Origin of the sequence: Pseudomonas sp. PS01298, assembly GCF_029959745.1 — a bacterium.
Lineage (GTDB): Bacteria > Pseudomonadota > Gammaproteobacteria > Pseudomonadales > Pseudomonadaceae > Aquipseudomonas > Aquipseudomonas aylmerensis.
Map to the genome: position 1 here is coordinate 1 of NZ_JASCPP010000205.1, position 4,701 is coordinate 4,701.

Consider the following 4,701-nt stretch of genomic DNA (forward strand, 5'->3'; position numbering starts at 1 on the left):
GGGGCGGCTAAGCCCCCCCAATAGTCTCACCGCGGTTTTCCAGATATTCCGGGGTGGATGGTTTTGGGGCCGCTTCGCAGCCCAACGCGGGGCAAGCCCGCTCGCCACATGAAGCCCGCTCACCACATGAAGCCGGCTCACCACAACTAGCTCACTGGCCACAACAAGCCCACCAGCCAAAAAAATCTAAGCATTCCTCACAAGAACCACCGCCCGCATCAGCCCTTCTTGCGCACCAGCTTCATCACCACCACAAAAAACACCGGCACAAACACCACCGCCAACGTCGCGGTAATCATCCCGCCGATCACCCCGGTACCAATCGCCTGCTGGCTCGCCGAGCTGGCGCCGGTGGCAATCGCCAGCGGCACCACGCCGAGGATGAACGCCAGCGAGGTCATGATGATCGGTCGCAACCTCAGCCGCGCGGCCTTGAGGGTCGCATCGATCAGGTCTTCGCCCTGGTCATACAGGTCCTTGGCAAATTCGATGATCAGGATCGCGTTCTTCGCCGACAGCCCGATGATGGTGATCAAGCCAACCTTGAAGAACACATCGTTGGGCATGCCACGCAAGGTCACGGCCAGTACCGCGCCGAGGACGCCCAACGGCACTACCAGCAGCACGGAAGTCGGGATCGACCAGCTTTCATACAGCGCCGCCAGGCACAGGAACACGATCAGCAGCGACAACCCCAACAGCAAGGGTGCCTGCGAGCCGGACAAGCGTTCCTGCAACGACAACCCGGTCCATTCCTGGCCAAGGCCCGCCGGCAACTGGCTGACCAGGCGCTGGATTTCTTCCATCGCTTCGCCGGTGCTGTGGCCCGGCGCGGCCTCACCACTGATGGCAATCGCCGGATAACCGTTGTAGCGGGTCAGCTGCGCCGGGCCCTGGGTCCACTTGGCTTCGACAAACGCCGACAACGGCACCATCTTTCCGGCGTTGTTGCGCACGTGGATCTTCATCAAGTCCGCAACCTGGCTGCGCTGGTCACCTTCGGCCTGCACCACCACCCGCTGCATGCGGCCCTGGTTGGGGAAGTCGTTGACATACGCCGAGCCGATGGCCGAGGACAGCACGTTGCCGACATCGGCAAACGACACGCCCAGCGCATTGGCCTGCTTGCGGTCGACTTCCAGCTGCACCTGTGGCGCCTCGGCGAGGGCGCTTTCGCGCACGTTGGCGAGGATCGGGCTTTTTTCCGCGGCCGCCAGCAGTTCGGTGCGGGCCTGCATCAATGCGGCGTGGCCGACGCCCCCACGGTCCTGCAGACGGAATTCGAACCCGCTGGAGGTGCCCAGCCCATCCACCGGCGGCGGCAGGATCGCATACGCGATCGCATCCTTGAGCTCGCTGAACGTCGCGTTGGCGCGGTCGGCAATCGAGGCTGCGGAGTCATCGCTGCCACGCTGCGACCAGTCCTTGAGCGTGGTGAACGCCAGCGCCGCATTCTGCCCCGAGCCGGAGAAGCTGAAGCCCATGATCATGGTGGTATCGCCCACCCCCGGCTCGCTGGCGTTGTGCGCTTCAATCTGCTCGGCGACCTGCACCGTGCGGTTCTTGCTCGCACCCGGCGGCAGCTGGATATCGGTAATGGTGTAGCCCTGGTCTTCGACCGGCAGGAACGAGGAGGGCAGGCGGCTGAACATCAGCCCCAGGCCCACCAGCAACACCAGGTAGACCAGCAGGTAGCGGCCGCTGCGCTTGAGCGCATAAGCCACCCAACCTTCGTAGCGATCGGTGAGTTGCTCGAAACGTTTATTGAACCAGCCGAAGAAACCACCCTTGGCATGGTGTTCGCCCTTGGCGATCGGCTTGAGCAGGGTGGCGCACAGCGCCGGGGTCAAGGTCAGGGCCAGGAACGCCGAGAACAGGATCGAGGTGGCCATCGACAGCGAGAACTGCTGGTAGATCACCCCCACCGAACCGGCCATGAACGCCATCGGCAGGAACACCGCCACCAGCACCAGGGTAATCCCGACGATAGCGCCCGTGATCTGGCCCATGGCTTTCTTCGTCGCCTCCTTGGGCGACAGGCCCTCGGTGACCATGATCCGCTCGACGTTCTCCACCACCACAATGGCGTCATCCACCAGGATACCGATGGCCAGCACCATGCCGAACATGGTCAGCACGTTGATCGAGAACCCCAGCAGCAGCATGGTCGCGAAGGTGCCCATCAGCGCGATCGGCACCACCAGCGTCGGGATCAGCGTATAGCGCACGTTCTGCAGGAACAGGAACATCACCGCAAACACCAGCGCCATGGCTTCGAGCAGGGTGTAGACCACCTTGGTGATCGAGACCTTGACGAACGGCGAGGTGTCGTACGGAATCTTGTATTCGACATTGGCCGGGAAGTAGCGCGACAGCTCGTCCATCTTCGCCCGCACCAGGGTCGCCGTGTTCAACGCGTTGGCGCCCGGCGCCAGTTGCACGCTGACGGCGGTGGACGGCTTGCCGTTCAGGCGCGTGGAAAACTGGTACTCCTGGCTGCCGATTTCCACCCGCGCCACATCGCCGATGCGCACGGTGGAGCCGTCCGGGTTGGCCTTGAGCACGATGTCGGCGAATTCCGCCGGCGTCGACAGCTGGCCCTTGACCAGGATCGCGGCGGTGATTTCCTGGGTCCTGGTGCCCGGCAAGTCGCCGATGCTGCCAGCGGAAACCTGGGCGTTCTGCGCGCTGATCGCGGCATTCACGTCCGCCGGGGTCAGGTTGAAGCCGATCAGCTTCTGCGGGTCGATCCAGATGCGCATGGCGCGCTCGGCGCCATACAACTGCGCCTTGCCGACCCCGTCGAGGCGCTTGAGCTCGTTCATTACGTTGCGCGCCAGGTAATCGCTGAGCGCTACGTCATCGAGCTTGCCGTCGCTGGAGGTGAGGGTCACCAGCAGCAGGAAACCGGCGGACACTTTCTCCACCTGCAAGCCCTGCTGCGTCACCGCTTGCGGCAGGCGCGGCTCGACCGCCTTGAGACGGTTTTGCACATCCACCTGGGCCATTTCCGGATCGGTGCCCGGCTGGAACGTCGCGGTGATGGTGGCCGAACCGAGGCTGCTCTGGGATTCGAAATACAACAGGTGGTCGGCGCCATTGAGCTCCTGCTCGATCAGGCTGACCACGCTTTCGTCCAGGGTCTGGGCCGAGGCGCCGGGATACACCGCGTAGATCTCGACTTTGGGCGGCGCGACGTTGGGGTACTGCGCCACCGGCAACTGCGGGATCGCCAGCAAGCCGGCGAGCAGGATAAACAGGGCGACCACCCAGGCGAAGATCGGGCGATCAATAAAGAACTGCGGCATTCTCAATAATCCTTATTGGCCGGGTGCCTGGGCGAGCGGCACGGGGCTGTCATCCACCTGGACTTTTTCACCGGGGCGCGCGTGTTGCAGGCCTTCGACGACGATGCGGTCACCGGGCTTGAGGCCGCTGCTGACGATCCAGCGGTCCTCGACCACCGCACCCAGTTCCACCGGTTGCTGGCTCACGGTTTGCTCGGCGTCCAGCAGCAGCACCATGGGGATACCGGCGCTGTCGCGGACGATGGCGCGTTGCGGCACGCTGATGCCTTGTTTATCGACGGCCTGCTCCAGGCGCACACGCACAAAGCTGCCAGGGAGCAAATCGAGGTCCGGGTTGGGGAATTCGCTGCGCAGGATGATCTGCCCGGTGCCGGGGTCGACGCTGATTTCGGCGAACAGCAATTTGCCCGGCAGTGGGTAGAGGCTGCCATCGTCCTGGATCAGCGTGGCCTTGGCCTGATCCTGGCCGACCTGCTTCAGGCTGCCGGCGCGGAAGGCGCGGCGCAGGTCGTTCAGTTCGCGGGTGGATTGGGTCAGGTCGGCGTGGATCGGGTCCAGTTGCTGGATGATCGCCAGGGGCGTGGCCTCGTTCTGGCCGACCAGTGCACCTTCGGTGACCAGCGCGCGGCCGATACGCCCGGAAATCGGTGCCGTCACGGTGGCGTAGCCCAGGTTCAGCTTGGCGCGCTCGACGGCCGCCTTGTTGGCGGCGACTTCGGCGTTGGTCTGGCGCACGGCGGCGCGGGCGTTGTCGTAGTCCTGGCCGCTGATGGCGTTGCCTTCGACCAGCTGGCTGTAGCGCTGCTCCTGCAGGCGCGCCTGGAACGCATTGGCCTCGGCCTTGCTCAGGTTGGCTTGGGCGCTGTCGAGGTCAGCCTTGAACGGCGCCGGGTCAATGCGAAACAGCACGTCGCCCTGTTTGACGTCGTGACCTTCCTTGAACACCCGCTGCATCACCACACCGGCTACCCGCGCGCGCACTTCGGCGATGCGCGGCGCGGCGATGCGCCCGCTCAGCTCGCTGCTGATGGACAGGGGCTTGGCCTGCAGGGTTTCAATGCGGACTTTGGCCAGCGGCATTTCCGGCGCTTGCGTGGCCGACTTGTCGCAGGCACTCAGTGCCAGCGTCAGGGCCAGCAGGCAAAACGGCGCAAACAGATTCTTTGACATGCTCTTATCCCAATATTGACTGGCGCATCCTAAGGTCACCTGCGCCGTGGTGCTGTGAAGCTGTGTAGGTGGTCTGTGAAGAAATGTAAGGTGCGACCCATAGTCGGCAGAGGGCGTATATCCTTGCACAATCCTGCAAGCACTGGAGCTCCCATGTGGGAGGGGGCTTGCCCCCGACAGCGGTGTATCAGTCGAAACAGCCTTCACTGACCCACCGCTGTCG

The 4,701-nt window shown here is 64.0% G+C and carries 2 protein-coding genes; both read right to left on the reverse strand.

The features are described from left to right. Positions 1 to 218 precede the first annotated feature (218 nt). Positions 219 to 3,308: an efflux RND transporter permease subunit gene (locus tag QMX97_RS31600; protein WP_065906556.1), complete on the reverse strand. Its 3,090-nt coding sequence runs from the start codon at positions 3,306 to 3,308 to the stop codon at positions 219 to 221. Positions 3,309 to 3,320: 12 nt separating this feature from the next. Then, positions 3,321 to 4,478 carry an efflux RND transporter periplasmic adaptor subunit gene (locus tag QMX97_RS31605; RefSeq protein WP_065906558.1) on the reverse strand — a complete coding sequence of 386 codons (1,158 nt, stop codon included), beginning with the start codon at positions 4,476 to 4,478 and terminating at the stop codon, positions 3,321 to 3,323. Positions 4,479 to 4,701 lie beyond the last annotated feature (223 nt).